The organism is Sinorhizobium sp. BJ1 (assembly GCF_002531555.1).
GTDB classification, from domain to species: Bacteria; Pseudomonadota; Alphaproteobacteria; order Rhizobiales; family Rhizobiaceae; genus Sinorhizobium; species Sinorhizobium fredii_B.
Window position 1 is genome coordinate 24,944 of record NZ_NWTH01000010.1, and the last position, 24,419, is coordinate 49,362.

The following is a 24,419-nucleotide window of genomic DNA, read 5'->3' on the forward strand; positions in this document are numbered from 1 at the left end:
GGCAGCAATGGGAAATTTCGGAATGGATCAAAATACAGATGACGTTCGGCGGAAACGCCTGCTCGAGCGTGACCTAGACGCGATGGACCGAAAACTATTAGGCGTCCTGGTCGAGGACGCGACCACGAGCTACGCCGAACTCGGCGAACGCGTCGGGCTTTCGCCGCCGGCCGCGCACGAGCGCGTGAAGCGCCTCAGGCGCTCGGGGGCGATCCGTCGGGTGGCGGCGCTGATCGATCCCGAGGCGATCGGGAAAACGCTGCTTGCCTTTGTTCATGTCGATACGACTGGCTGGGGCAAGACGCAGGCGCTGCTTGCGATCGAGGAGTATCCTGAAGTGGAGGAGATTCACTCGGTCGCAGGCGACACCTGCATGCTGCTCAAGGTCCGCACCGAGAGCACACATGCGCTCGAAGGCTTGTTGGCGCGCCTCTATGATACGCCTGGGGTCAAGGCGACGCGGAGCTATGTCGTGCTTTCAACCTATTTGGAACGGCCGGTGCAGCCAGGGACGACGAGCGAATGGCCGGCTGTGGTGAAGTGCTGAGGGCGTGCCCTCGCGGCGAAAGCGGTTTGTCGCCATCGAACGCCAGACCTCGCCACCCAGGCCAACTCTAGAACTCCCACGGCGAAATGAGATCGAGCCCGGTCGCTTGAAAGTCCGCAATGTTGTGCGTCGCCAGACGCCCGCCGTTCACCCGTGCGATTGCGGCGATCATGCCATCTGGAGCGGACATGCTGCGGCCCTGGCGCGACGCTGCCCCCATGATTTCGCCGTATGCCGTGGCTGCCTCCTCCGTGAGGCCGAAAATTCGATCGGCAAAACGTCTCCGCCAGGCGGCGAGTGCTTGTTCCAGTCGGAGCGCCCGCTGGTCGGGCATGATCTTTTGGATGCCGTAAGCGATCTCGGCGATCGTAACAGTAGGGAGGGCGAGTTCGGCATCGTGGCGCACCAGCCACGAGATCACGGCCTCGGACGGCGACTTGCGCAGCGTCTCAGAGATGACATTGGTATCCAGAAAGATCAAAGCTCGGGACCCTTGTGGATTTGCTGCCCTTCTTTGATCACGGCGTCAAGGTCAATGTCGGTGCCATAGCTTTCCGACAGGCGCGTGTAAAATGTTGAAGCCGGCTCTCGACCCGCCTCGCGCACCTCATAGGCTTCAAGCGCGCGTTCAACGATGTCGGCGATTGAGCGGTTCTCACGACGAGCCAGCCGGTGCGCAAGATCACGCGCCCTGGCACTGCGGACTGAAAGCTGAGGTTCGGCCATTTTGAACTCCCTTGTCTGACAAATACAGGTAAGAGAAGGGCTGCCATCAAGATGGCAGGCGCCGTTATGATGGCCGAAAATAAGATTCGGCCCCGCACCTGTCGGCACGGGGCTGCACGGCTTTCAAGGAGCTCCGGCTCAATCCTCTTCGACGAAAACCTCCTCGCGCTTGGCCTTGACGCTCGGCAGGAAGACGACGACGAGCACGATGGCTGCGATCAGCAAGAGGACGGCACTGATCGGTCGGGTGACGAAGGTGGTCGGGTCGCCGCGCGACAGGATCATGGCGCGGCGAAGGTTTTCCTCGATCAACGGGCCGAGGACGAATCCGAGCAGCAGCGGCGCCGGCTCGCAGCGCAATTTCAGCAACAGATACCCGACGAAACCGAAGAAGGCGACTGCGTAGAGGTCGTAGACGTTGGAATTGACGCTGTAGACCCCGATCGAACAGAAGGCCATGATGATCGGAAACAAGATGAAATAGGGGATCTTCAGCAGCTTCACCCAGAGCCCGATCAGCGGCAGGTTCAGGACGACGAGCATCAGGTTGCCGATCCACATCGAGGCGATGATGCCCCAGAAGAGGGCGGGCTGTTCCACCGCCACATTCGGACCGGGCACGATGCCCTGGATGATCATTGCGCCGATCATCAGCGCCATCACCGGATTCGCCGGGATGCCGAGGGTGAGCAGCGGAATGAACGAGGTCTGGGCGCCGGCGTTGTTGGCGCTTTCCGGTCCTGCGACGCCGGCGATGGCGCCTTTTCCGAATTCCTCCGGCCGGTCGGATATGCGCTTTTCGACGGTATAGGAGGCGAAGGCGGCGAGGATCGCCCCACCTCCGGGCAGGATGCCAAGCGCCGAGCCGATCGCCGTGCCGCGCACCACCGGCCCAAACATTCTTTTGAAGTCCTCACGGGTCGGCATCAGCTCGCTGACCTTTGCCATCAACACTTCACGGGTCTTTTCGCTTTCGAGATTGCGCAGGATCTCGGCGATGCCGAAAACGCCGACGGCGAGCGCGACGAAATTGAGACCGTCGGCATATTCGCGAATGCCGAGGGTGAAGCGCGGCGTGCCGGAATAGATGTCGGTACCGACCAGGCCGAGCAACAGGCCGAGCGCGACCATGGCGAGCGCCTTGACGATCGAGCCATGCGCCAACGCGACGGCGGAGATCAGACCGACGATCATCAGCGAGAAATATTCCGCCGCGCCGAATTCCAGCGCCATCGCGGTGAGCGGCGGAGCGAAGATTGCGACGAGAAAGGTCGAGACGGTTCCGGCGAAGAATGAGCCGAGCGCCGCGATCGCGAGCGCGGCGCCGGCGCGGCCGTTGCGGGCCATTTGATAGCCATCAATGGCGGTGACGGCGGAGGAGGATTCGCCCGGCATGTTGATCAGGATCGCCGTGGTCGAGCCGCCATATTGGGCGCCGTAATAGATGCCGGCGAGCATGATCAGCGAGGAAACCGGCTCGAGTTGGAAGGTGATCGGCAACAGCATGGCGATGGTCGCCGTGGCGCCGATGCCGGGCAGCACGCCGATGAGTGTGCCGAGGAGCACGCCGATCAGGCAGAAGAGCAGGTTAGCCGGCGAAGCGGCCGTGGCGAAGCCAAGGGCGAGATTGCTGAAAAGATCCATCGCGGCCTCCTAGAACCGGACCCAGGGGCCGAAACGCTCAAAGGGAAGATTGAGCCCGTAACTGAAGACGGCGACGGAGAAGACCGTCAGCGCCAGCGAAATGGCGAGCGCCCAGTGCGGCTTCATCCGATGAGACGCGAAACAGGCGATGAGCGCCGTGAAGAACAGTGACGGAACGAAGCCCAGTCCACGAACGGTGAGGCCGAAAAAGATCGGCGCCGGTAGGATGAAGAACATGCCGCGCAGCGCAATCGGCCCCATTGGTTCGTGCTGAACCCTCATGGATTGAACCAGAATGACTGCGCCGAGTAACGTCAAAATCACCGCGAGAAGGAGCGGGAAATAGCCGGGGCCCATGCGGAAGGCGGTGCCGAGCTCAAGATTGAACGACTGCCACGCGAAGAACAACCCGACAGCCGTCAGGATGCCGCCGCACAGCGCGTTGGTGGTATCGAAGGAGATGGATTTCATCGGTTCCCCATTTCTTGTTGTTTCGGACGTTGCCGCTGCGCCCTGCTTCTTGGCGGTGTCCTCGCTTTTTTCCGGCTACGCCCAGCGTCCTGCGCAAGTTGACGGCTGTCAACTCCCGTCGGGGCTGCCGATCGATTTCTCCGACCGGTCGCTGCCCCACAGCGCGACCGGTCGGAGGCGATGCCGCTGCCGCCCCGCTCCCTGTACGAGAACAGATTGGCTGCTGCTCGCGGGAGCCAATTAGTCGGCGTACTGGCCGGCCGCCTCGATTACCGGCTTCCAGCGAGCGATCTCGCTTTCGAGCTTGGCCTTCAGGGCCGCCGGCGTCGCGTCAGCCTCGCTGGACGGCTCGGTGCCGAGTTCGCCGAAGCGGGCGGCGACGTTCTCGTCCTTGAGGGCCTTTTGCAGTGACTTGGAGAGGCGCTCGGTAACCTCAGCGGGCGTGCCCTTCGGAGCATAGACGCCGTGCCAGATGCCGACTTGGAAGCCCTGAAGACCGGCTTCTTCAGCCGTCGGAAGGTCGGGGAAGATCTTCAGTCGCTTCGGCGAGGTGACGGCATAGGCCTTGATCGTGCCGCCTTGGATCTGCTTCGTCGTGTTGGTCGTCTGATCGCACATGATGTCGACCTGGCCGCCGAGCAGATCTGTCATGGCCGGGCCGGTGCCCTTGTAAGGCACGGTCGTCAGCGGCGTGTCGATGGCGTCCATGAACATCATGCCGCAGAGGTGAGATGCGGCGCCGATGCCGGCATTGGCGACCGTCACCGTATCCTTGTTGGCCTTGGCGTATTCGATCACCCCCTTGAGATCGGTCGGCTCGAAATCCTTGCGGGCGACGATCGTCATCGGCACCTCGGTGACGAGGCCGACATATTCGAAGGCGTTCAGCGTGTCGTAGGCGAGCTTGCGATAGAGTGTGGCGCTGGTCGCCATGCCGATGTGGTGGAGCAGGATCGTGTAGCCGTCGGGATCGGCCTGGGCGACGCGGCCGGCACCGAGCGTGCCGCCGGCGCCGCCGACGTTCTCGACGATGATCTGTTGGCCGAGGTCCTTCGACATCGACTCGGCGACGAGACGGGCGACCGTGTCGGTCGGCCCGCCGGCCGAGAAGGGCACCACCATGGTGATCGTGCGCTCCGGATAGGTTTGGGCGCTGGCCGAAGCGGCAAACAGGGAAACGGCGGCGACGGCGCCCAGAAGCGCGTTCAAAATTTTCATCTTTTCCTCCCGGATGACATTGTCCACCAGCCGGCACGGTTCCTCCCGCCGGTTCTGGTTGCACCCATTAGCAAACGGGATTTTACCACAGACAACCGGTGCCCGCGGGCATTTTGCGCATTTCCCGCACGAGCGGCGGGGCGATGGGTGGATTCGGAAACAAAAGCGTCTGGCAATGGGTGGATTTCCACCCATTGCGCGGTCAGGAACCGGTGCGCCGCCGAAGATTTTGAATCTCCGCCTCGGTGAGCGGCCGGATCGCTCCCTTCGGCAGGTCGCCGAGACTGATCTCGCCGATCGAGACGCGGATGAGCCGCAGGCATTCGAAACCGAGCGCCTCCAGCATGCGGCGGATTTGGCGGTTGCGTCCTTCCTGGAGCTCGACCTCGATCCAGGAGTTCCTGCCGCCGCTTCTCAGGCCTCGAACATGCGTCGCCTTCAGCACCTCGCCGCCCTCGGTCACTCCATCCATCATCGCCCGAGCCGAGGCCTCATCGAAGAAGCCGCGCACCTGGACGTGATAGATCTTGCCGAGATGGGTCGCCGGATCGAGCAGGCGCTGCGCCAGAACGGTGTCGTTGGTGAAGAGCAGCAGCCCTTCGCTCGCCTTGTCGAGCCGCCCGACCGGCGAGAGGAAGCGGGCATCGACGTCTGCGAGGCAATCGAACACCGTCGGTCGCCCTTCCGGGTCGTCGCGCGTCGTCACGAGTCCGCGCGGCTTGTTCAGCATCAGATAGGTCTTCGCCTCGGCGGCGATCGCGGTTCCATCGACGGCGATCCTGTCCCGGTCGATTTCGACCCAATGCGAAAGATCGGTCGTCCTGCGGCCGCCGACACTGACGCGGCCCTCGGCGATCAGTTTCTCCGCCTGGGTGCGCGAGCAGTAGCCGAGCTTGGAGAGCGCCCGGGCAAGCGTGACGCGCCGGCCGGCGGCGCTGTCGCCGGCTTTCGCCCCGGCGGATTTCCTGCCTGGCAAGGGGCGGCGCTGCTTCACCCGTCAATTCTCCGCGACTGCTGCTTTCAAATACTACAGAGTCCTGTGTGCGCCTAAACGCAGGGGATGTTGTGGTTTCTCTCGCACAGTCGGCGTCAACGGGCCAGAGCGAAATTCTTTCGATTGCCGCCGCTTTGAGACGAAACCACAAGTGGTAATGTTGCTCCAGACTTGTTGTAGGGCCGTCTCGGAAGGCGCTTTGTCCGATGCCGAGGGGGAGACGCGGATCATGCGCAAGTCAATTCTCACAGGCCTGATCGCTCTGGCAGCGTCGTCGCTGCTGCAGGTCGCGGACACTTCGCTTTTGTCGGACGCCTTTGCGCAACAGACGCCTGCCCCGCCAGCTCCGGCCGAGGCTGCGCCGGAACCGCTCAGCGACGATGAACTCGAGGTCCTCGTCGCCCGCATAGCGCTCTATCCGGACGAGTTGGTGGCACTCGTCTCGGCCGCCTCTGAAGGTAGTCGAGGAGGGTGACAACATCATCATCCAGCCGGCGAACCCCGAAACAATCTATGTGCCGCAATATCCGCCGGAGATGCTCTACGAGCCTGACTACACGCCGGTGCCGATCGACTATTACGATGATCCCTATCCCGCCTATTGGTATCCGGGCGCGGCCTTCTTCGCCGGCGCTGTCACCGGCGCGGTGTTCGGCGCCATTGTCGACTGGGGGGTCTGGGGCGGCGGCTGGGGTGGCGACATCGACGTCGACTGCAACCAGTGCTTCAACAACGTCGACTTCGATGGCAAGGTCAACTGGAACGACGTCGACTGGAAGAATGTCGTCCGCAGCAAGATCAGCCTTGACCGTGACCAGCTCAACAAGCTCGACCGAACGAATCTCAAGAACAACATCAAGGCCGATGGCAACAACAACCTGCGCAACCGCGCCGCCGAGGTCAAACGCGATCGGCCGCAGGCGCGCCCGGGCGGCGGTGGCGCTGGCCAGGTCAGGGATGTTCGCAAGAGCACGCTCGAAGGACTGAAGGCCCAACCGAGACGGGAAGCCGCGGCGCGGCCGGCCGCGCGGCCTAGTGGTGGACAGGCGGTGGCGAAAGCAAGAGCCGACGGCGGCACGCCGAGCGTCAACCGGGCGAAGGGCAAGAAAGCCGTCGCAGGTCAACCGGCCGTCCGGCAAGAGGCCGGATGAGGGGCCGAGCGCAACGCGAGGACAGGCTCACAGCGTGGTGGCGGCGCGTGCCGATTGTTCGTAGGCGCCGGATAGGAAGCGCAGCACGGCGGCGATTTCCGAGAGGGTTTCTTCCGAGGGGCGGGCCTTGGCGGTCGAGGCGACGAGCAGGCGCTCGCGAATCTGGGCGTAGCGTGCGCACGCCTCGGCGCCTCTTGCGGTGATGCGGATCGTCTTCTCCTTGCCCTGTTTGCCGGTCGTCACCAGGCCCGCCGCTTCGAGCTTGCGGATCGCATAGGTCGCGACGTGGGTGTCTTCGATGTCGAGGACGAGGCAGATCTCGGAGAGCTTCTTTCCCCGGTCGCGGTGGCGGATCGTGTGAAGCGCCATGATCTCCATCGGCGAAAGGCCGGGAACGCCGGCGGCGGCCATGCAGCGCACCATCCAGCGGTGGAAGGCGTGCGAGGCGAGGATCAGGCCGTACTCCACTTCGGAAAGCCCCGGCGAACCGCCTTCGGCAAGGTGAGCCGACGAAACGATCGGGCCGATGGGGGAGACGGGTTTCAGATGATCGGGGAGGGCGGTTTCGATCCACTCCCTCGTTTCACGGCCTTGCTGCCGCCTCTTTGTCATCACAGCGCCTCCGAACCTGGTGGACTGACGTCATCATTTTATCGACAAATTGTCAACGAAATGCTCTTAATAGTGAGGCTTGCCAGAGATCGGCAACGAAGATCACGACGTGAGGGAATAGATCATGAGCGCTAGCGGGACTTGGGACTTCTGGGTGGATCGCGGCGGCACCTTCACCGACGTGATCGGCCGCGACCCGCAAGGCCGGTTGCACGCCCTCAAAGTCCTCTCCGAGAATCCCGCCGCCTATCGAGACGCCGCCGTCCACGGCATCCGGCTGCATCTCGGCCTTGCCACCGGCGAGCCGGTGCCGGCCGGCATGATCGGCGAGGTCAGGATGGGCACGACGGTTGCCACCAATGCGCTGCTGGAGCGCAAGGGGGAGCGGTTGGCGCTGATCACGACGCGCGGTTTTCGCGATGCACTCAAGATCGGCTACCAGGAGCGCAAGAAGATCTTCGCCACCGAAATCCTCAAGCCGGAGGCACTCTATTCGGACACCGTCGAGCTGGACGAACGCGTGCTCGCCGACGGCACGGTCGAGCGTCCCATGGATGAGGATGCGGCGCGGCGTGCGTTGGAGGGGCTGAAGGCTGGGGGCTACCGGGCGGTCGCCATCGTCTTCATGCACGCCTACCGCTATCCCGAGCATGAAGCGGCCGTCGCCCGCATCGCCCGCGCCATCGGCTTCGATCAAGTCTCGGTCAGCCACGAGGTCTCGCCACTCGTCAAATATGTCGGCCGTGGCGACACGACCGTCATCGATGCCTATCTCTCGCCGGTGCTCGGCCGCTATGTGGCGCGCGTATCGGAGGAATTGGACGTCGCGCGCTCCGGCGCCCGGCTGATGTTCATGATGTCGTCCGGCGGGCTGACGGCTGCCGACCTGTTCCAGGGCAAGGACGCGATTCTTTCCGGCCCGGCCGGCGGCGTCGTCGGCCTTGCCAGGACGGGCGAGGCCACAGGTTTCGACCGGGTCATCGGCTTCGACATGGGCGGTACCTCGACCGACGTCGCCCATTTCGACGGCGAATATGAACGCGCCCTCGAAACGGAAGTCGCCGGCGTGCGGGTGCGGGCGCCGATGATGCTGATCCATACGGTTGCCGCCGGCGGCGGTTCGATCCTCGATTTCGACGGCGAGCGCTTCCGCGTCGGGCCGGACTCGGCCGGCGCCAATCCGGGGCCTGCCTGCTACCGCAATGGCGGGCCGCTCGCCGTCACCGATGCCAATGTGATGGTCGGCAAGTTGATGCCGGAATTTTTCCCGGCGCTGTTCGGACCGGAGCAGGACCTGCCGCTCGATGTCGAGACGGTGCAGGCCCGTTTTGCTGCACTCGCCGCCGAGATCGGCGACGGCCGCAGCCCGGAGGATGTCGCCGACGGCTTCATCCGGATTGCCGTTGCCAACATGGTCGAGGCGATCAAGAAGATTTCCGTGCAGCGTGGTTATGACGTGACGCGCTATGCGTTGAACTGCTTCGGCGGCGCCGGCGGCCAGCACGCCTGCCTCGTCGCCGATGCGCTCGGCATGTCGAGCATATTGCTGCATCCGATGTCGGGGCTTTTGTCCGCTTACGGCATGGGTCTTGCCGATATCCGCGCGACGCGGCAGAAGGCGCTCGGTGTGGCGCTCGACGACGCCGCACCGCTGGCACTTGCCAAGCTCGGCGCGGAACTGCAGTCCGAATGCCTTGCGGAACTCGACGCCCAGGAGATTGGCCGCGACCGTATCCGCACGCATCTGCGCGCCCATGTCCGCTATGCCGGTACGGATACGGTGCTGGCCGTCGAAGCCACCTTCCCCGATCATGACGATCAACTGCGCCTCCGCCGCGAGTTCGAGACCCTGCACAAGCGCCGCTTCGGCTTCATCGCCGAGAGCAAGCCGCTGGTGATCGATGCCGTCGAGGTCGAGACGGTCGGCGGCGGGGCTGCCGAGATGGAGACGGACGGGCTCGCGGCCACCTCCGGCGAGGCGGTCGTTAGCCGGCAAACCCGCTTCTATTCGCAAGGCGAGTTCCATGACGCGCCGGTGGCGCTGTGGGCAGAAATCAAGCCGGGCCAGAGGCTGACCGGCCCGGCGATCATCATCGAAGCGAACCAGACGATCGTCGTCGAGGAGGGCTGGCAGGCGGAACTGACGGCCAGGGACCATATCGTGCTGACGCGCATCAAACCGCTGCCGGCGCGCACGGGCGATCGGCACCAGGGCCGATCCGGTGATGCTGGAGATCTTCAACAATCTGTTCATGTCGATCGCCGAACAGATGGGCGTCACGCTGCAGAACACCGCCTATTCGGTGAACATCAAGGAGCGTCTCGATTTCTCCTGCGCGGTCTTCGACAACAAAGGCAATCTCGTCGCCAATGCGCCGCATATGCCGGTGCATCTCGGCTCGATGGATGCTTCGGTCGCAGCCGCGATCCGTGAAAACCCGGTCATCCATCCGGGCGATGTGTTCCTGATCAACGCGCCCTATAACGGCGGCACGCACCTGCCGGACCTGACGGTCTGCACGCCGGTCTTCGATGACGAGGGTCGCGAGATCCGCTTCTGGGTGGCCAGCCGCGGCCACCACGCGGATATCGGCGGTATTTCGCCGGGCTCGATGTCGCCGCTCGCCACCAACATTGAGGAGGAGGGGGTCTATATCGACAATTTCAAGCTGATCGACCGCGGCCGCTTTTGCGAAGAGGAACTGGAAAGGCTTTTGAACGGAGCGCGCTATCCGGTGCGCAACATCCTCCAGAACGTCAACGACCTGAAGGCGCAGGTCGCCGCCAACGAGAAGGGGGTGGCGGAACTGAAGAAGATGATCGCCCAATTCGGCGAAGACGTCGTCGAAGCCTATATGGGGCAGGTTCAGGACAATGCCGCCGAGAGCGTGCGCCGCGTCCTCGACCAGCTCGGCGACGGCGAATTCTCCTACGAGATGGAACAGGGCTGCCGGATCGTCGCAAAGATCTCCATCGATCGCGCGAACCGCGAGGCGACGGTCGACTTCACCGGTACGTCGGCGCAGCGAGCGGACAATTTCAACGCACCGGAGCCGGTGACACGCGCCGCGGTCCTCTATGTCTTCCGGGTGCTGGTCGAGGCCTTTATCCCAATGAATGCCGGCTGCCTGAGACCGATCCGAATCGTCATTCCCGAAGGCACGATGCTGTCGCCGCGCTATCCGGCCGCCGTCGTCGCCGGTAATGTCGAAGTCAGCCAGGCGGTGACCAATTGCCTGTTTGGCGCTGTCGAGGCGCAGTCCGCGGCACAGGGGACAATGAACAACCTCACCTTCGGCAACGATCACTATCAGTATTACGAGACGATCTGCTCCGGCGCGCCGGCCGGGCCGGGTTACAACGGTGCCGACGCGGTCCACACCCACATGACCAATTCGCGGCTGACCGATCCGGAAATCCTCGAGACGCGGTTTCCGGTGGTGCTCGAGGACTTCCACATCCGCAAGGGCTCCGGCGGTCGCGGCAAGTGGTCGGCGGGCGACGGCACGGAGCGCACGATCCGGGCTCGCGAGCGGCTGGACTTCGCCATCCTTTCCGGTCACCGCCGCATCCGGCCGTTCGGGCTGAACGGCGGCGAGCCTGGCGAACTCGGCCGCAATCACGTTCGGCGCAATGACGGCCGCATCGAGGAACTGCCCGGATCAGCCCACACTGTTCTTGAGGCCGGCGAGGCCTTCACGGTGGTGACGCCGACCGGCGGCGGGTACGGGGAGGCCTAGACCACGAGATCACGTCCCGAACGCTCCATGTGGTGACGACAGGCACTCACCACTGCATGATCGTGCGAGCCCTAGTGCCGAAATTGGCGACCGGGAAGTCATACGAAACTTCGGCGTTTCAACGATCTCGATCGGTCAGCTTGCAAACTGACTGCACAATTCAATAATGCAGTCAGTGAATGCAAGTAGGAGGTTTTGATTATGGCAATTCTGACCGTGCGGAATGTGCCTGATGAGGTGCACCGCGCACTGCGCGTGCGGGCCGCTATGCACGGCCGCAGCACGGAGGTGCGGTGAAGTCCGGGCAGCGCATCCACATGGGGGATGCCCTTGCGGAGCTGGGTCGGCGGGTGGGGCTGACGAACGACGACTTTGCAGTGTTTGACCAGCGGCGCGACACGGCGCCAGCCGAGCCGATGAGGTTTGAATGATCGTTTTGGATACGAATGTCGTCTCCGAGGCGATGAAACCGGAACCCAATCCGGCCGTGCGATCTTGTCGAATGAGCAAGTCGCCGAAACGCTGTACCTGTCCAGCGTCACCATGGCCGAGCTGCTGTTCGCAGCATTGGCGGACGGCCGACGCAAGAAGGCGTGTGCCGAGATGCTGGATGGCGTGCTCGAACTGTTCGGTGAGCGGGTGTTGACGTTCGACATCGAGGCTGCCCGGCACTACGCCGACTTGGCCGTCAAGGCCCGAGCGGCCGGCAAGGGGTTCCCGACCCCCGACGGATATATTGCTGCTATTGCAGCCTCAAAGGGATTTATCATCGCAACGCGCGACACCAGTCCCTTTGAAGCGGCAGGGCTCACTGTCATCAATCCCTGGAAGCAGGAAGCTTAAGAACGGCTGGCTGACCGCAACGAGCGGAAGCGGCGAGCGAAACGGCGAGAACGCCCCCACATACGACCTCCTGAGATCGTCGAGGGCGCTGAGAGGCGGCTATTCGGATGGAACGGACGCGCGATCTGAAGCCGGAAAGACCCTATGGCTCATAGGGTTTCGACACAGAGGTTGTCACTTGCGGTTCCCCGATTTCGACGATGTGCCCGTCCGGATCGAAGAATCTGAATACGCGTTGACCCCAAGACTGTTGCCTGACTTCATGGATAAGATCGACCCGGTCAGCAATACGCTTGAACGCCGTGTCGATATCTTCGTCCTCAAAATAGAGGACGAGATTCCGCCGCCCATACGGGCCGCTTTCGTCCCGGGACTCTCCAAACACCGTTTGGTAGAGCGAGGCGTCATCGTGAAGGGCAAACCCATTGTCGAACTGAACGAAGTTGCCGTGATCCTCCAAGATCTGAAGCTGCAGCACTTCGGAGTAGAAGCTTTTCGAGCGGCTGATATCAGCCACAAAAGGTAGAGGGTTCACGAACTTCATACAAATTATCCCCGCGATTCCTTTTGAGATCAAAGATCACGCAATGACCGCCCGGCGTAAAGCGCCGGATTACATTCTCGTGTCAGGTGGCAGGAATCGTGGCTGCGTCCGCAGAGCAGTTCGACCACACACAGAGTTTTGAGTGGACGGGCGAGGACGGTACCATATAGATGCGTCTGAAGACTGCCGAGGGTGGTGATGGAACGCAAACTCGCAGCAATTGTAGCAGGCGACATCGTCGGCTACACGCGCCTGATGTCCGAGGACGAATCCTCGACCTATGCGGCCCTGCGCGCGACCTTCGGCGAACTGATCATCCCGGCCGTCGAGAAGCATGGCGGTCGAACGTTCAAGACCACCGGCGACGGCTTTCTCGCGACATTTCCGAGCGTCAACGAGGCGCTGGATGCGGCGATCGAAATCCAGAACGGATTTGTCGAGCGACCGTTCAAGATGCGGCTCGGCATCAACCTCGGCGACGTCATAGAAGACAATGGCGACATGTTCGGAGATGGCGTGAACGTCGCCTCCCGGCTGGAGGCCATGGCGGAGCCCGCCAGCATTTTCGTCAGCGAGGCAGTGGTCCGCAGTGCTGACCGGAGCCGCAGCGAGCTTTTCTACAGCATCGGACGAAGGCAGGCGAAGAACATAAGCGAGCCGCTTGCCGTCTACGCCGTGCGACTCGTGCCCGGTCAGGCGGGCGCCCGGGAATGGATCCGGCGGCAGGCCCTCCGCCGGCGTGCCGTTTTGCCTTACGCCGCAGGGGCTGCAGCGCTTGTCCTTGTCGCCGCCTTCACACAGATGCCCGCACTGCGAGCGATCGGCGCGGATCTGACCGATAGCCTCCTGCGTCTGGCGGGCGTTGAACCTGCCGATGCCCGGCCGACTGTCGCAGTGCTGCCCTTCGACAATATGAGTGGGGAAGCGGACCAGGGCTATTTCGCCGACGGGCTGACCGAGGACATCATCGCCAATCTCGCGCGAAATCCCGAACTTCAGGTGATCGCACGCAACTCGACGTTCGCACTCCGCGGTCAGGCGGAGGACATCCGCAGGATCGGGGCAAGATTAGGGGCCGGCTATGTGGTGGAAGGCAGTGCCCGACGCGCCGGCGATCAGCTTCGCGTGGTGGCGCAGTTGATCGATGCGCGCAGCGGCGCCCATCTCTGGTCGCGCAGCTACGACCGGCGTGTCGAGGACGTCTTTGCGCTCCAGACCGAGCTGACGGCCGAGATCGTTTCGCATCTGGTATCCTATGTGCGCGAGTCGGAAGTATCGAACGCGGCCAAACGCCCGACCGAAAATCTTCAGGCCTACGATCTCGTCCTGCAGGCGCGTGATCGCTACAAGCATGGGTCGAGGGATGCGGAGGCGCTGCTTGCCGCACGCGCACTGCTTCATCGGGCGCTGGAACTCGATCCTGGCTATGCCGCCGCGCGCGCCAATCTCGGAATGACCTATATCGTCGACTTCGCCCAGAGCCTCAGCGGCAGGGCGACCGGAACCGATGTGGAAACGGGCCTCAGCGAGGCGCGTCAGGCCGTTCGCCTCGACCCCAATCTCGCTGTCGGCTTTCAGGTCTTGAGCTTCGGCCTTTCGGTCGCCGGCGACTACCCCAGCGCCATGCAGGCCGCGCAGCGGGCGGTCGAGCTCAACCCGAACGATCCGGACAGCCTGATGGCGCTGGCAAAGGCGCAGGTCCGATTCGGGAGCTATGATGAGGCGGTGCGCAATGCCGAGCGGGCGCGTCGGCTGCATCCGATGGCTCCGGAGTACTACACCTATGTCTATGGCCAGGCACTCTATGCCGCCGGCCGTCTCGATGAAGCCGATCGGGTCTTGCGGGAATGTCTGCTGCGCGCGCCGCGCGAGGCGGATTGCCTGCTGATACACACGGCCGTCCTGACCCAGCGCGGAGACGTGCAAGGAGCGCAGCGCACAATGACACTCCTGACCGAGGTGGATTCTAAGTTTTCACTTGCCGATGAGCGCGCCAACCGCCGTTTCGGCAATTCTCCACTAATGGACCGGTTCCTCTCGCAGCTTGCCGAGGCCAGAGCTCCGGACGTGACAAGTGGATTCCTTTCGCCGACTCCACGGCCATTGCTGTAGGCCTTCCGGGACGCGCCGTGTAACGGCTTTCCGCGAGAAGGGTGTATAAGGACATAGAGCGGTTCACGGCTTCCGTGGAAACAGTGAGCCGCTCTATTGCATTGACAGACTCAAATGGCCGTCACCGGTAGGCCGGGGAGCAGCTTGTCCAGGGTGATCGGAAACTCGCGAACGCGGATACCGGTGGCGTTGTAGATCGCGTTGGCGATCGCCGCGCCCGTGCCGCAGACGCCGAGCTCGCCGAGCCCCTTGACGCCGAGCGGATTGGCCTTGTCGTCGGATTCCTCGAGAAAGACCACCTCCATCTCCGGGACATCGCCATTGACGGGGACATGATATTCCGCGAGATCGCCGTTGACGAAATGGCCGTAGCGTGGATCGAGCACGGTTTCCTCCATCAGAGCAGCACCGATGCCCCAGATCATGCCGCCGAGAATCTGCGAACGTGCGGTCTTGGGGTTGAGGATGCGGCCTGCACCGATCACCGACAGCATGCGGCGCATGCGCACCTCGCCCGTGTCGCTGTCGACTGCGACTTCCGCGAAGTGCGCTCCATAGGAGTGCTGGGAATAGCTGCTATAGCTTTCCGTGGCGCGGGCGGCGGCGACCGAACCGGTTGCCTCGATGCCGTCCGGGGCAATGCTGCCGATGAGATCAGCCAAGCTTACCGAGCTGTCGCCGGCTCTCACCTCTCCGCCGACGAAGCTCGGCGCGGCGGCGTCCGCACCGCGGAGCGGTGAGCGGTCGTCGGACCGTGCCGCCTCGATAATCTTCTCCTTGAGGGCGTTGCACGCATGATGGAGCGCCGAGCCCGCACTCGCCGCTCCCCAGGAACCGCCGGAGCCGGCGGTGCGCGGAAACCGGCTGTCGCCAAGCCCGACCTTGACTGCCGCGATGGGCACGCCCAGGCTTTCCGCCGCGATTTGGGTCAGGATGGTGTAGGTGCCCGTTCCAATATCGGTCATATCGAGCTCGGCCGTTACCCGGCCGTTTGCATCGATCGCCACCCGGGCCGTCGTCGCGCCGATGTAGTTCGGCCGAATGGCCGCCGCCATACCGTAGCCGATTAGCTTGCGGCCTTCGCGGATGCGGCCCGGGGTGGGTTTCCGGCGTTTCCAGCCGAACCGGCGCGCGCCTTCCTGCATGCAGGCGACGAGATTGCGGGTCGAGAACGGCACGCCGCGCTCCGGGTCCTCTGTCGGCTCGTTACGAACCCTGAGCTCGATCGGATCGAGACCGAGCCGCTCGGCGAGCTCATCCACGGCACTTTCAAAGGCGAGCATGCCCGGCGCCTCGCCGGGCGAGCGCATCCATTCGCCGCGATTGAGATCGACCGGAACGAGCCGGTGGCGGGTCAACCGGTTCGGCGCGGCATATAGCGAGCGGGTGAAGACCGCGGTCTGCTCGCAGAATTCCTCGAAGCTGGATGTCGCGGACGAAACATCATGACCGATCGAAGTCAATTGCCCGTCGAGATCCGCGCCGAGGCGCACCTGGTGAACCATCTCCGCCCGATGACCGGCATTGGCAAACATCTGCTGCCGTGTCAGCGCGACCTTGACCGGGCGACGCAGCACCCTTGCAGCGAGCGCCGCAAGAACGGTGTCGGCGTGCACGATCAGCTTGGAGCCGAAACCGCCGCCGATGAAGGGGCTGACGATTCGGACACGCTCCGGCGGAATGGCGAGCGTGCTGGCGAGGCTGGCCCGGAAGTTCGCGAGCGTTTGCGCACCGGTGTAGATCGTCACCTCGTCGCCCGACCAGATGGCGAGCGTCGCATGGGGCTCCATGGGGTTGTGGTGCTCGTAGGGCGTCCGGTAGGTCGCATCGATTTTGACCGGAGCAGCGGCGAAGGCGCCATCGAAATCCCCGATCGCGCTGTCCGTCTCGAAACCAGCATTGGTGCGCCGGGGCGCGTAGGCCTCGGCGAGATGTGCCTGCAAATCGAAGGCGCCGCGCTCCTCTTCATAGCGCACCCGGATGAGACGTGCGGCAGCCCGCGCCGCCTCGAACGTCTCCGCGACGACCAGCGTAACCGGCTCGTCGTAGAAGCGAACGCGGTCGCTGTTGAGCATGGGTCTGGCGCGGGTGAAGACCTCCGGCACCGTGGGCGTGACCGCCGGGCCGAATTCGGGCTGGGCCGGTGCGTTCCGGTAGGTCATGACGTGAAGCACGCCCGGGGCCTGTTCGGCGTCCGCAGTGTCAATCTCGACGATACGACCCTTGGCGATGGCAGCGCCAAGGATGTAGCCATAGGCTGCCTCGTTCGCGGCATGCTCATAGGCGTAGGTCGCACGGCCGGTCACTTTGAGCGGCCCATCGACGCGTGCGATCGGCTGGCCGACAAGGCCATTGCCGGTCTCGGACGAACGGTTTTCCGGGGTCATGGTTTCTGTCATCATCGCACCTCATGCACTTTCGACAGCCGCGGCGAGCGTCCGCCATATCGTGCGTTTTGCCAGCGGGATCTTGAAATCATTGCCGCCATGCCCCACCGCTCCGGCGAGTGCGCTTTCGGCGGCCTCGGAAAAAGCGGGGTCGGAAGTTGCCGCACCGGTGAGCACGTACTCCGCTTCCGTCGCTCGCCATGGCTTGGGTGCAACGCCACCCATCGCGATGCGCGCGCTCCGTACGCGATCGCCGCTCCTTTCGACAACGGCTGCGACCGAGACAAGCGCAAAGGCGTAGGAAGCGCGGTCGCGCACCTTGCGATAGACTTGCCGGCCTGACGGCGGGGGCGGCAAGGTGATGGCCGTGATCATCTCGCCGTGGCCGAGCGCTGTCTCGACATGTGGCGTCGAGCCGGGCAGCCGGTGGAGGTCGCCAATGGCGATCGTGCGTGTCTTGCCGTCGGGCATGGCGGTTTCGACCTCAGCGTCGAGTGCGGCCATGGCCACCGCCATGTCCGACGGATGGACGGCGATGCAGGCCTCGCTAGCGCCGAGCACGGCATGCATTCGGTTGAAGCCCTCTAGGGCCGCGCAGCCCGATCCCGGCTCGCGCTTGTTGCAGGGCATGTCGCGGTTGTAGAAGTAGAAGCAGCGTGTGCGCTGCAGGAGATTGCCTGCGGTCGAGGCCTTGTTGCGGATTTGCCCGGACGCTCCCGCGAGAAGCGCTTGCGAGAGCACAGGATAGCGTGATCGCACCCGCGGGTCGGCGGCGAGATCGCTGTTGCGGACCTCTGCCCCGACCCGAAGGCCGCCCTCTGGCGTCTCCTCGATGCTGTCGAGCGCCAGCCGCCTGACATCGACGAGGTGTGTCGGCCGCTCGATCTCCAGCTTCATCAAGTCGAGAAGATTGGTGCCGCCGCTGATGAACTTCGCTTCCGGCTCGGCCGCAACGGTGGCGGCCGCCTCCTTGACGGTGCTGGCGCGCACGTAGGTAAAGGGCTGCATGGGCTCACACCTCTTCGGCTGCGTCGCGGATCGCGGCGACGATGTTGGGATAGGCAGCACAACGGCAGATATTGCCGCTCATGCGCTCGCGGATCTCTTCGTCGCCAAGTGCCGCGGCTCCTGCCGCCACGTCGGCACTTGCATGGCTAGGCCAGCCGGCCCTCACTTCCTCGAGCATTCCCACTGCCGAACAGATCTGTCCCGGTGTGCAATAGCCGCACTGGAAGCCGTCCCGGGCGACGAAGGCCGCCTGAACCGGGTGCAGCTGGTCGCCGTCGGCGAGCCCTTCGATTGTCGTGATTTCGTCGCCTTCATGCTGGACTGCGAGCGAGAGGCAGGAATTGATCCGCCGGCCGTTCACGAGAACCGTGCAGGCCCCACACTGGCCGTGGTCACAGCCTTTCTTCGAGCCGGTGAGGCCGAGATGGTTTCGCAAGGCATCAAGCAGCGTCGTGCGCGGGTCGAGCTTAACGGCATGCTCCGTCGCGTTGATCCTGAAGGTCATCGGTATTCTCGCTATCGGGGTCGTGACGGGCCCGGCCGCCATGGTGGCGCCGGCGTCCTGAGCACCGACGGGCAAGCCGGACGCCAGAAACAGGCAGGTCGCTGCTCCGCCTTCCAAAACCGCCCGGCGCGTAATCCTGTAGTCCGTTTCGGCCATGAATGATCTCCCGGTCGCAACGGCACGAGCCCGGAAGGCTACCCTCCGGCGAGCCTGCGACTTGCTTTCTTCGACAAGTGGGACTTGGGAATGCGCGGGATGTTTTTCTTTCAGGATACCGGAGGCGCTATCAGGATTCCGGAGAAATGTGCAGCCGGTAGGCTCGCGGGGTGATGCCCTTGAGGCGACGGAATGTAGTTGTGAAGTGGCTCTGGCTGGAGAAGCCGAGGCGGAATGCAATGGCGCCTATTGCCATCTCGGTATCGCGCAGGAGCAGTTCCGCTCGTCTTACGCGCTCCTCGAGGATATAGGCATAGGGCGGACGGCCGGTCGTCTCCTTGAAGCGACGTGCGAAGGTATCGACCGGCATGCCGGCAATCGCTGCCACCGCGCTCAGCGAGATATCGGAGGCCACGTGGGCATCGATGTAATCGCGGACGCGCTCGAACGTCCGGCGGCCGAGGCGGCCGCGGCTCGCAGGCGGCAACTGGTTTCCGCTCAGGTCAGCCATGCGCAGACCGACGAGCGCAACCAGATGCTCGACGTAGACAGTGTCTGGCAAGTGGCCGAGTGACATCTCGGTGCAAAGCGATCGCAAAAGCGTGCCGATGACCGTATCGCTTCTGTTCACCAGAATCGGTATATCGCGCAGGCGTTGCAAACCCGGCAGCGCCAGTTCGGGATCAATCCACAAGGCGGAATAAGACAGGTCGACGTCGCGGTAAAATCCGACACGCTCTGCGCCCGCGGGAACGAAAGTGAGTACGCCTGGCCGGTCCTGTCCGTCATAAAGTGCCTTGCCCTCGGCCCGGATCGATGTCCGGGACGTGCCTCCTCCATCCGTCAGCACGATCAAGTGGTGCGGTGCCGTCCAGCGGAGTTCTGCTTCCTGACAAGCCCAGCGCCGGCTGTCGAATACGAGCGAAGTGCCGATCCAGGACGCACTCTGCAGCGGTGCTGTTTCTTCTTCCCGGGTCCTGATACGTCCGTCGCCAAGCAATGGTCTGAATGACATCGCGGCATCCCGTTGGTTCGCTTTTGAAGCCGAGGCGGGCAGGGCCACAGCGGCGTGGTGCGCCGGCGCGGTCCGTCACCGATACAGGCGACAGTCATAGGAACAATGGTTCGCCCACAACAGCCACGAAGTGCTCAAGAATGTTCAAGGATCGGTGACCGCCTGTGAGTTGCAGCCTGGTATAATGTGTCAACGGGAAGGGCGCCGATCGTTCGTGCAGGGGCTAAATGGGGTCGCGTCCCACAAGTGGCGTATCAGACGGCATTTCACAGGACACGATTCAGGGAGGACGCATGACGAAGCATCGCATCTATTCAGTCAGTATCGCGAGCGTCTATCCTCACTATGTCGCCAAAGCGGAGAAGAAGGGGCGCACGAAAGCTGAGGTCGATGAGATCATCCGTTGGTTGACGGGGTACAGCCAAGAAACGCTAGATAATCAGTTGGCGAACAATACAAAATTTGATGACTTCTTTGCCCAAGCGCCTCAAATGAATCCCTCGCGGGCGCTAATTACCGGTGTGATCTGCGGCGTTCGCGTGGAAGACATCCAAGAACCAACGATGCAGGAAATCCGCTACTTGGACAAGTTGATCGACGAACTCGCCAAGGGGAAAGCAATGGAGAAGATCCTGCGAAAATAGCCAGGCGGATCGCCGGTTCGAATCCATTCATGCGGTAACAACCCTTACTTGCCCACGGTACATACGCGCTCCTGGGGAACAGCGCTGATCGCTTCCTGTAGGCGCTAAATTGACGACAACCATTCTTCGGTGTTCCAGATCGTTATTTGAACTGAGAAGCGATTGCCCAGAAGTTCCAACGATGCATCGTGTGTTTGATCGGTCGTACTACACACCGCGTCCTTCAGCAGGATTACCTTGTAACCGAGATCGATAGCTCCAAGAGTCGCGGCCAGCACGCAGATGTCCGTCTCGCCTCCCGTTACGACGAGCGTCCCGATATCCTCAGCAGTCAAGGCGCTGTGCAGCCGCCCGTTCGTCCATGGCGAATAGGTGGTTTTGTCAAAGATGCGCGCGGGCGGGGCCAACCTCTTCAGATCAGCAACCAGATCCACCAGAACGGGGTCGAGCTGGGTGGTCGTCATCATCGGCCATTTTTCGTAGTATGCCCGCCACATGCCCGGCAGTTCCTCTGGAGAGGACGGCGGCACGAAGCGCGTGAATATGGTGCGATCCGGAAAGCGCGAAGCAATCTCAACAACCTGGTCGAACACCTTGGGCATCCAGGCGACTTGCCACGGGGTACTCTCGGCGAACATGCGCTGCATATCGATGCACAGGTGAAGCCATTTTTCCGGGTTCATTTGTACTCCGCGCCTCCGTGCGAAGGTGGGTCTCATGTGAGCATGATTATTAGAACTCGAAGTGAGGTAGGGAGTTCCAGGCTTCGCAGATCAAGATCGCCAGCACCCGTTTCCTAGCGGCCGCGGTCGCGCGCAGCGGGATAAGGGCAGGCTCCAGGCGATAACCGTGCCGCTCCTCCTGAATCTTGGCGAGAAAGCGCTCGAGCGGCTCCGTCGTTGTCAGTCTTTCGCCGTACCGGCGAGACACTCCTCCGGCTATCGAGTGAGCCGTGCCTCGCTCCACTCCAGCGCCTGCAGGTCCTCCACCCGCGCCTCGCTATTGTCCGTCAGGATGAATTCGTCGATCTGCGGCGGCGCAACGCTGGTGCCGGAGAGCATCGAATGGATCTGGCCGCGATGGTGCTGGCCATGCAGAAAGACGTGCAGAAGCGTATCGGCGACGGTCTCCGTCAGTGTCCGGTCCGGCCAGGGGATGCTTATCTTTCGCGGTAGCGCCTCTGCCGTCAGAGCTTCGCAGAAATCGACCAGCCAGTCGTCGACTTCGGCCCGTTCGGCCGCGAATTCGGCGGCGGTCGCGCGGCTGCCCGGCGGTTTCGCCAGGCCGGCCAGGTCGCCCCGCAGCGTATCGATATAGTATCGATCGGCATCGAGAAGGTGGACCATCGTCTCCTTGAGCGAGGGGAAGAAGGACGTCCGGGTCGCCGCCCATTCGCCGGGCTTCAGCGCCATGCAGGCGCGATCGAGCCGTGCGTTGGCAAGGCGCGCATTGCGCGCCAGCTGGCGATATGGCCGGCAGATGGGATCCTGCTGGAATGTCACGCTGTCCATGGCTTGCCTCGCGTCCTAGCGTTGACACTTTGTGGCGGGTGCGGGAGGCGTCGTCAACGAGAAGATGCGCGCCGTTGCGGCATCGGCCACCTCAAGCACGTCGCATTCATGGTTTTCATGCGACGTGCTTGAGGTACTTGTCTTGGCATATGGTCCAAAATCGCTGCACACTTTTGGGCGACATGCATTAGCTCTCGCGCCGCGGCTGGGCGAATTCCGGTATCTTGAAGCGCCGGCGGTAGCCTCCTGGTGTCACGCCCGTAAGGCGTTTGAAAAGACGGCGAAAGAATGCCGGTTCCTCGTAGCCGACCTGCCAGCTGATCTCATCGACCGAGGCCTCGGTCCGCTCGAGCCGCCGCTTGGCTTCCTCGATCCTCACACGCTGTACATAGGCGATCGGGCTCAGGCTCGTTGCACCGGTGAACCTGCGCTTGAAGGTGCGCTCGGTCAGTCCGGTGCGGCGGATCATCTCTTCGAGCGGATTGGCGACCGAGAAATGTGTGGCGAGCCAATCCTGCGCGGCGCGGATGGCGAGATCGTCATGGTCCCTGCGCCCCTCGAAGGTTATGTAGGGCGCCAGCCCGTCCTGGTGCCATTGGAGTGCGAAGAGGCGCGCGACAGCCTGGGCGGCGGTAGCGCCCGCATGGCGGGCGATCAGGTAAAGGACCAGATCGTGCCAGGTCATCGAGGCGCCGGAGCTGATCAGTTCGTCGCGCTTGCCGGAGACGACGAGCACGTGTTCGGGCAGGATCGGCACCTTTGGAAAGGCCGCCGCGAAGGCGCGGGCATAGCCGAAATGCACCGTCGCCTCGACGCCGTCGAAGAGCCCGGTTTCGGCAAGCAGAAAAAGGCCCGAGCAGGCCGAGCATAAAAGCGCGCCGCGTCGATGCATGGCGTGGAGCCAGTCGACCAGTTCCGGGTGTCGGCCCGTCCGCCAGCCTTCCGGTTCGAGCAGGATCGAGGGAACGATGACGATGTCGGTTGCCTCGATCGATGCGATGCTGCGCTGGACAGAGATCGGCACATGGCTGGCGAGTTGCAGCGGACCCTGCTCGACTCCGACGATCTCGACCCGAAAGGGCGGCGCCTCGAGCGGAGTGTTGCCGAGCGGAGCCATCACGGCAAACGCGTTCATCACGTCGAAAATGCCGGTCAGCGTGGAAACCACCGCCTCGGGGATGGCGACGAGGCTGACATGGATCGGCTCCGGGCCGGTCTCGGCTCTTTGATGTGGCATTTCGAATTCCCCGGCGGGCGACATCGGCATGCAAGCGGGCTCGTCGCATGGCGCAAACGGCCCGATTGTGGACTGTTCGGCTCTGCCGCTCAACCGCGATCGCTGCGATCCTGCGCGCATGGCCGAATTCCTCGGCTCCAGCAGGAGAGACCAAGATGCAACAGACTCAAAGCAGGAGCGTCGACGCCGCGAAACTCGACGCGTTCGTGGCGCGCGCGATCGGCGACTTGTCGGCCGGGTATGGCGGCGTGATGGTGAGCCTCGGCCACCGGCTCGGCCTCTACAAGGCCTTGGCGGAAGCGGGCCCGCTCACTTCGCGGGAGCTGGCGAGCCGCGCCGGCTGCTCCGAGCGCTATGTGCGCGAGTGGCTTGGCTCGCAGGTTGCCGGCGGATATGTCGGCTATCATGCGATCAGCGACACCTATGAGCTCGCGCCGGAACAGGCCCTCGTCCTGGCCGAGGAGGACAGTCCCTTCTTCATTCCCAACGCCTGGGCCGTTCCGGCGTCGATGTGGTTGGACGAGGAGAAGGCGGTGGAGGCGTTCCGCAGCGGCAAAGGCATTGCCTGGGGCGACCACGACGGAAAGCTCTTCTGTGGCGTCGCGGCCTTCTACCGGAATGCCTATAAGGCAAGCCTGGTTTCCGAATGGCTGCCGGCCCTCGACGGCGTCGTGGAGAAGCTTCGCTCCGGCGCGCGTGTGGCGGATGTCGGCTGCGGTCACGGCCACTCGACCGTGCTCATGGCCGAGGCCTTTCCCGCCTCGGAGTTCCGCGGCTTCGACAACCACCTGGAATCCGTGGCGGAGGCATGGAAGATCGCCGCATTGGCGGGCGTTGCCGACAGGACAAGCTTTGCGGCCGCCCGGGCCGACGATTATCCGGCTACGGGCTACGACCTCATCTGCTTCTTCGACTGCCTGCACGACATGGGCGATCCGGTCGCCGCGGCCGCACATGCTGCAAGAGCCATCGCACCGGGCGGCACTGTGATGCTGGTCGAGCCCTTCGCCAATGACCGGGTCGAGGACAATGTCTCGCCGGTGGCGCGGATCTATTATGCGGCCTCGGCGACGATCTGCTGCGCCCATGCGATCTCCGACGGCGGCCGTCTGGTGCTCGGCGCCCAAGCCGGCGAAGCTCGCCTTGAGGACGTCTTCCGCAAGGCCGGCTTCAGCCGTTTCCGCCGCGCGCTGCAAACGCCGTTCAACCTGATCCTGGAGGCGCGGCTCTAGAGTACCGCGGCCCCTTTTGGTCCGCACGATCTGAAGCGAATGGCTAGGCGCGCTTTGCGTCTAGCCTCGTCAATGCCTCGTCATTTCCACCAAGCGGCCTTGGCTGCCCGGAACAATCGCCG

General features: G+C 63.4%; 19 protein-coding genes and 4 pseudogenes. 8 read left to right on the plus strand and 15 right to left on the minus strand.

The window, feature by feature from the left end; genetic code table 11:
• Nucleotides 1-22: 22 nt before the first annotated feature.
• Complete coding sequence (locus CO676_RS15800; protein ID WP_097521768.1) at nucleotides 23-547, plus strand: Lrp/AsnC family transcriptional regulator; 525 nt, start codon at nucleotides 23-25, stop codon at nucleotides 545-547.
• 67 nt (nucleotides 548-614) lie between these two features.
• Here the strand turns inward: CO676_RS15800 and CO676_RS15805 are convergent, their stop codons facing one another.
• The 6 genes from CO676_RS15805 to CO676_RS15830 all read right to left on the minus strand — a co-directional run bounded on the left by CO676_RS15805 (nucleotide 615) and on the right by CO676_RS15830 (nucleotide 5,600).
• On the minus strand, nucleotides 615-1,028 hold the full coding sequence (locus CO676_RS15805) for a type II toxin-antitoxin system VapC family toxin (RefSeq protein ID WP_097521769.1): 414 nt from the start codon (nucleotides 1,026-1,028) through the stop codon (nucleotides 615-617).
• Entirely contained in the window at nucleotides 1,025-1,273 is a 249-nt protein-coding gene (locus tag CO676_RS15810; protein ID WP_014762985.1) for a type II toxin-antitoxin system VapB family antitoxin, read from the minus strand. Before CO676_RS15810 ends, CO676_RS15805 begins: the two co-directional genes overlap by 4 nt.
• Before the next feature lie 138 nt (nucleotides 1,274-1,411).
• Nucleotides 1,412-2,917: a tripartite tricarboxylate transporter permease gene (locus tag CO676_RS15815; protein WP_097521770.1), complete on the minus strand. Its 1,506-nt coding sequence runs from the start codon at nucleotides 2,915-2,917 to the stop codon at nucleotides 1,412-1,414.
• A 9-nt stretch (nucleotides 2,918-2,926) separates the two neighbouring features.
• Entirely contained in the window at nucleotides 2,927-3,388 is a 462-nt protein-coding gene (locus CO676_RS15820; RefSeq protein WP_097521771.1) for a tripartite tricarboxylate transporter TctB family protein, read from the minus strand.
• Nucleotides 3,389-3,628: 240 nt separating this feature from the next.
• Entirely contained in the window at nucleotides 3,629-4,606 is a 978-nt protein-coding gene (locus tag CO676_RS15825) for a tripartite tricarboxylate transporter substrate-binding protein (RefSeq protein ID WP_041415123.1), read from the minus strand.
• Between the two features lie 202 nt (nucleotides 4,607-4,808).
• Nucleotides 4,809-5,600: a pseudouridine synthase gene (locus CO676_RS15830; protein ID WP_097521772.1), complete on the minus strand. Its 792-nt coding sequence runs from the start codon at nucleotides 5,598-5,600 to the stop codon at nucleotides 4,809-4,811.
• 229 nt (nucleotides 5,601-5,829) lie between these two features.
• On the opposite strand from CO676_RS15830, the pseudogene CO676_RS15835 reads away from it, so the two are divergent.
• A pseudogene (locus tag CO676_RS15835) lies at nucleotides 5,830-6,730 on the plus strand (DUF3300 domain-containing protein); the annotation flags it as partial.
• Between the two features lie 48 nt (nucleotides 6,731-6,778).
• On the opposite strand, the gene CO676_RS15840 reads toward CO676_RS15835, so the two are convergent.
• Complete coding sequence (locus CO676_RS15840) at nucleotides 6,779-7,363, minus strand: winged helix DNA-binding protein (RefSeq protein ID WP_097521773.1); 585 nt, start codon at nucleotides 7,361-7,363, stop codon at nucleotides 6,779-6,781.
• 124 nt (nucleotides 7,364-7,487) lie between these two features.
• Between CO676_RS15840 and CO676_RS15845 the strand changes: the two are divergent.
• The 3 pseudogenes from CO676_RS15845 to CO676_RS15855 all read left to right on the plus strand — a co-directional run bounded on the left by CO676_RS15845 (nucleotide 7,488) and on the right by CO676_RS15855 (nucleotide 11,946).
• Nucleotides 7,488-11,103: pseudogene (locus CO676_RS15845) on the plus strand (hydantoinase B/oxoprolinase family protein).
• Nucleotides 11,104-11,304: 201 nt separating this feature from the next.
• Nucleotides 11,305-11,534, plus strand: a pseudogene (locus CO676_RS36065) (plasmid stabilization protein).
• Nucleotides 11,531-11,946, plus strand: a pseudogene (locus tag CO676_RS15855) (type II toxin-antitoxin system VapC family toxin). Before CO676_RS36065 ends, CO676_RS15855 begins: the two co-directional pseudogenes overlap by 4 nt.
• Nucleotides 11,947-12,088: 142 nt before the next feature.
• On the opposite strand, the gene CO676_RS15860 reads toward CO676_RS15855, so the two are convergent.
• Complete coding sequence (locus tag CO676_RS15860) at nucleotides 12,089-12,490, minus strand: VOC family protein (protein WP_097521774.1); 402 nt, start codon at nucleotides 12,488-12,490, stop codon at nucleotides 12,089-12,091.
• 198 nt (nucleotides 12,491-12,688) lie between these two features.
• Here CO676_RS15860 and CO676_RS15865 point away from each other — a divergent pair, with 198 nt between their 5' ends.
• Nucleotides 12,689-14,602, plus strand: coding sequence for an adenylate/guanylate cyclase domain-containing protein (locus tag CO676_RS15865; protein WP_097521775.1), 1,914 nt, complete (start codon nucleotides 12,689-12,691; stop codon nucleotides 14,600-14,602).
• Between the two features lie 110 nt (nucleotides 14,603-14,712).
• Here CO676_RS15865 and CO676_RS15870 read toward each other — a convergent pair whose 3' ends face one another.
• The 4 genes from CO676_RS15870 to CO676_RS15885 form a co-directional block, all read right to left on the minus strand.
• The gene (locus CO676_RS15870) at nucleotides 14,713-17,001 is read right to left on the minus strand and encodes a xanthine dehydrogenase family protein molybdopterin-binding subunit (RefSeq protein WP_097521888.1); all 2,289 of its coding nucleotides are present in this window, start codon (nucleotides 16,999-17,001) and stop codon (nucleotides 14,713-14,715) included.
• Nucleotides 17,002-17,010: 9 nt separating this feature from the next.
• The gene (locus tag CO676_RS15875; protein WP_097521776.1) at nucleotides 17,011-17,997 is read right to left on the minus strand and encodes a xanthine dehydrogenase family protein subunit M; all 987 of its coding nucleotides are present in this window, start codon (nucleotides 17,995-17,997) and stop codon (nucleotides 17,011-17,013) included.
• A 4-nt stretch (nucleotides 17,998-18,001) separates the two neighbouring features.
• Nucleotides 18,002-18,658 (minus strand): 2Fe-2S iron-sulfur cluster-binding protein, encoded by a 657-nt coding sequence (locus tag CO676_RS15880; protein WP_097521777.1) that lies wholly within the window; start codon nucleotides 18,656-18,658, stop codon nucleotides 18,002-18,004.
• A gap of 130 nt (nucleotides 18,659-18,788) precedes the next feature.
• On the minus strand, nucleotides 18,789-19,673 hold the full coding sequence (locus tag CO676_RS15885) for an AraC family transcriptional regulator (protein WP_097521778.1): 885 nt from the start codon (nucleotides 19,671-19,673) through the stop codon (nucleotides 18,789-18,791).
• 293 nt (nucleotides 19,674-19,966) lie between these two features.
• Here CO676_RS15885 and CO676_RS15890 point away from each other — a divergent pair, with 293 nt between their 5' ends.
• Nucleotides 19,967-20,317 (plus strand): DUF2200 domain-containing protein, encoded by a 351-nt coding sequence (locus tag CO676_RS15890; RefSeq protein ID WP_097521779.1) that lies wholly within the window; start codon nucleotides 19,967-19,969, stop codon nucleotides 20,315-20,317.
• 104 nt (nucleotides 20,318-20,421) lie between these two features.
• Here CO676_RS15890 and CO676_RS15895 read toward each other — a convergent pair whose 3' ends face one another.
• The 3 genes from CO676_RS15895 to CO676_RS15910 all read right to left on the minus strand — a co-directional run bounded on the left by CO676_RS15895 (nucleotide 20,422) and on the right by CO676_RS15910 (nucleotide 23,065).
• Nucleotides 20,422-21,000, minus strand: coding sequence for an isochorismatase family cysteine hydrolase (locus CO676_RS15895; protein ID WP_014763002.1), 579 nt, complete (start codon nucleotides 20,998-21,000; stop codon nucleotides 20,422-20,424).
• Nucleotides 21,001-21,255: 255 nt separating this feature from the next.
• The gene (locus tag CO676_RS15905) at nucleotides 21,256-21,828 is read right to left on the minus strand and encodes a DinB family protein (RefSeq protein WP_097521781.1); all 573 of its coding nucleotides are present in this window, start codon (nucleotides 21,826-21,828) and stop codon (nucleotides 21,256-21,258) included.
• A 187-nt stretch (nucleotides 21,829-22,015) separates the two neighbouring features.
• Nucleotides 22,016-23,065 carry a helix-turn-helix domain-containing protein gene (locus tag CO676_RS15910; RefSeq protein ID WP_097521889.1) on the minus strand — a complete coding sequence of 350 codons (1,050 nt, stop codon included), beginning with the start codon at nucleotides 23,063-23,065 and terminating at the stop codon, nucleotides 22,016-22,018.
• A 155-nt stretch (nucleotides 23,066-23,220) separates the two neighbouring features.
• Here CO676_RS15910 and CO676_RS15915 point away from each other — a divergent pair, with 155 nt between their 5' ends.
• Complete coding sequence (locus CO676_RS15915) at nucleotides 23,221-24,297, plus strand: methyltransferase domain-containing protein (RefSeq protein ID WP_097521782.1); 1,077 nt, start codon at nucleotides 23,221-23,223, stop codon at nucleotides 24,295-24,297.
• Nucleotides 24,298-24,419 lie beyond the last annotated feature (122 nt).